Raw genomic sequence first — 2,878 nt, forward strand, 5'->3', positions numbered from 1 at the left:
CCCACCACGTCCCCCGGCGCCACGCGCGTGCCCACGGCGACGGCGATGGTGGAGAGGTGCGCGACGAGGGTGTGGAAGTCGTCTCCGTGGTCGACGATGAGCAGGTTGCCGTAGCCGCGCAGCCAGCCCGCGTAGACGACGGTGCCCTCGGCCACCGCGTGCACGGGGGTGCCCGCCGCGGCGCGGATGTCCACGCCCTTCTGCACGGTGACGGTGTTGAAGCGCGGGTTCACCACGCGGCCGAAGCCCACCTCCACGATGCCGGCCACGGGCCGGGGCAGCTTGCCCTTCAGGGCGCCGAAGCCGCTGGTCGCGGGGGCCTCGTGCAGGTCCACCAGCATGCGGGTCAGCTCCGCGTCCGCGCCCTCCAGCTCGCGCACGGCGCGCTTCGCCAGCTCCGCTTCGCCGGCCAGCTTGCCCACCACCTCCTCCAGCGCCTCCTGCTGTGCCTGGGCCTGCTTCGACTGCTGCTGGAGGAAGGCCACGCGCTGAGACAGCGAGGTGTGCAGCCGCTTCAGCTCCAGCGTCGCCTGCCGCTGGAGGGTCGCCACGTGCTGCACGGTGCGCAGGAGCTCCAGGTCGCCCGCCATGCTGGCCTCCAGCGCGCGGGCGCGCCACATGAGCGCGGCGAAGTCGTCCGCGGACAGGAGCACCTCCAGCGGGCGGCGGCGCTGGAGCCGGTACAGGGTGCGCAGGCGCGGGGACAGCCGGCGCAATTGGGCGCGCAGGGCCTCGCGCAGCACGGCCTCTTCACGCTCGGCGAGCGCGACGCGGCGGCGGAAGAGGTTCAGGTCGCCCTCCAGCGCGCGCACGCGGCGGCGGGAGAAGGCGACCATGTCCTCCATCAGCTCCATGCCCTCCAGCACGGAGAGCTTCTTCGCCTCCACCAGGGCCAGCGTCGCGCGCTGCACGGCCAGCTTCTCGCGGATGGCCGCGCGCTCCGCCTCCTCGTCCTGCTGGGCGAACGCGGCGCTCGCGCCCAACAGCGCCATGAGCCAGACGAGCCGCCTCATACGCGCAGGAAGCGCCCCACCGCGACGAAGCTGCCGCCCAGCCCCAGCGCGCAGCCGGCCGCGAGCAGCTCCAGCGCGGTGCGCGTCTCCACCCACGGCGCGGCCACGCCCGGCCCCAGGAGGAACGCGAAGAGCGAGCCCAGCGTGGGCCCCAGGAGTCGGCCGAAGAGCCACAGCCCCCCCACCGCCACCAGCGCGCCCAACAGCCCCTGGAGCAGCCCCTCCAGGAGGAACGGCGCCTTCACGAAGCGGTCGGTGGCGCCCACCAGCTTCTGGATTTCAATCTCCTCGCGCCGCGAATAGATGGCCAGCTGGAGCGTGGCCGCGACGATGACGATGGTCGTCCCCAGCACCACCACCAGCGCCACCAGCGCGCCGAAGCTCAGCGCGCGGGCGATGGCGGACAGCCGCTCCACCGCGGCCTCGCCGTAGTCCACGCCGGTGACGCCGGGCAGCGCGCGCAGCTCCTTCGCCAGGGCCGCCAGCGCCGCGGGGGAACGCCGCGCCTCCGGCACGCGCAATTCCAGCGTCGCGGGCAGCGGGTTCTCCGGCAGCTCCGACAGCGCCTCGCCCAGGTCGCCCAGCTCCTGCCTGAGCCGCTTCAGCGCCGCCTCCGGCGGCACCACCGTCACCACGCCGTGGCTCAGCTCCACCACGCGCGTGTGGACGCCGTGCACCTCGTCCTCGCCCAGCTGCGGCGCCAGGTAGAGCGTCACCTCCACCTCGCCGCCCAGCGACGCGAGCAGGTTGTCCACCACGTGCGACGCGCCCCGCGCCAGCCCCGCCGCGAACAGCGCGATGGCGATGGTGGACACGGCGATGAAGTGCACGAAGGGCGCGTGCTTCAGCCCCCCGGCCGCCGAGCGCCAGAAGTAGGCCGCCTTCGACAGCACGCTCATACCAGCATCCGCCGCGCCGCCTTGACGCCGTCCTCGTCGGAGACGATGAGCCCGCGCTCCAGGCGCACCGTGCGCTTCTGGTAGCGCGACAGGAGCGTGGCGTCGTGCGTGGCCACCATCACCGTGGTGCCCCGGATGTTGATGTCCGTGAGCAGGTCCATGATTTCGACGGTGAGCGCCGGGTCCAGGTTGCCCGTGGGCTCGTCCGCCAGGAGGATGGTGGGGTCGTTCACCAGCGCGCGCGCGATCACCACGCGCTGCTGCTCTCCACCCGATAGCCTGAGGGGCAGCGAGTTCGCCTTGTGCTCCAGCCCCACCCGCTTGAGCATCCGGAGCACCTTCTCGCGCGCCTCCGAGCGGGGCACGCCCAGCACGTCCAGCGTGAAGCCCACGTTGTCCGCGACGCTGCGGTGGGGCAGCAGCTTGAAGTCCTGGAACACCACGCCGATGTTGCGCCGCAGGTACGGCACCGCCGACTCGCGGATGCGCGCGATGTTCTTGCCGCCCACCAGGATTTGCCCCTTGGTGGCCTTCTCCCCGCAGAAGATGAGCTTGAGCAGCGTCGTCTTCCCGGCGCCGGACGGGCCGGTGAGGAAGACGAACTCGCCCTTCTCCACGTTCAGGTTGATGTCCTGCAACACCGGCGGATCGCCGGGATACGCCTTGTAGACGTGGAAGAACTGGATCATGTCCGGAGAAGCGCGAGGCCCTCCGGGCAGCGTACCACGCCCCCGGAGCCCGCCCAGGAACGGGCCGGGCGTGTCCGGGAGACGGCACCGCGCGAGCGGCCTTAAGAGGGCTCGCCCTCGCTCGCCAGGTAGCTGAGGATGACCTCGTCCAGGCTCTTCTCGGAGATGAGGTCCTCTCCGAAGAGCGTCTCCACGCCCACCTCGTTGATGCGCGGCTTCTCCTTGAGGGCGCGCGCGGCGGCCACTTCCGGAGGCAGATGTGAGGCGGGGGCCACGG

3 protein-coding genes are annotated in these 2,878 nt (G+C 72.1%); all 3 read right to left on the minus strand.

Annotated elements, in window-relative coordinates; translation table 11 throughout:
* On the minus strand, window positions 1-1,013 hold a 1,013-nt coding region (locus tag D7W82_RS39130), incomplete at its 3' end, for a murein hydrolase activator EnvC (RefSeq protein WP_199728017.1).
* Entirely contained in the window at window positions 1,010-1,912 is a 903-nt protein-coding gene (locus D7W82_RS39135; protein WP_120623113.1) for an ABC transporter permease, read from the minus strand. The genes D7W82_RS39130 and D7W82_RS39135, both read right to left, overlap by 4 nt.
* Window positions 1,909-2,601, minus strand: a complete 693-nt coding sequence (gene ftsE / locus D7W82_RS39140; protein WP_120623114.1) for a cell division ATP-binding protein FtsE — start codon at window positions 2,599-2,601, stop codon at window positions 1,909-1,911. The genes D7W82_RS39135 and ftsE overlap by 4 nt, the downstream gene beginning before the upstream one ends.
* Window positions 2,602-2,878: the final 277 nt, after the last annotated feature.

It is taken from the genome of Corallococcus sp. CA049B (genome assembly GCF_003611685.1).
Taxonomy (GTDB): Bacteria; Myxococcota; Myxococcia; order Myxococcales; family Myxococcaceae; genus Corallococcus; species Corallococcus coralloides.

What these genes read in the sequence shown, in the direction of transcription:
- D7W82_RS39135 (WP_120623113.1), bottom strand. Translation starts at nt 1,912, where the DNA reads ATGAGCGTGCTGTCGAAGGCGGCCTACTTCTGGCGCTCGGCGGCCGGG.
- ftsE (WP_120623114.1), bottom strand. Translation starts at nt 2,601, where the DNA reads ATGATCCAGTTCTTCCACGTCTACAAGGCGTATCCCGGCGATCCGCCG.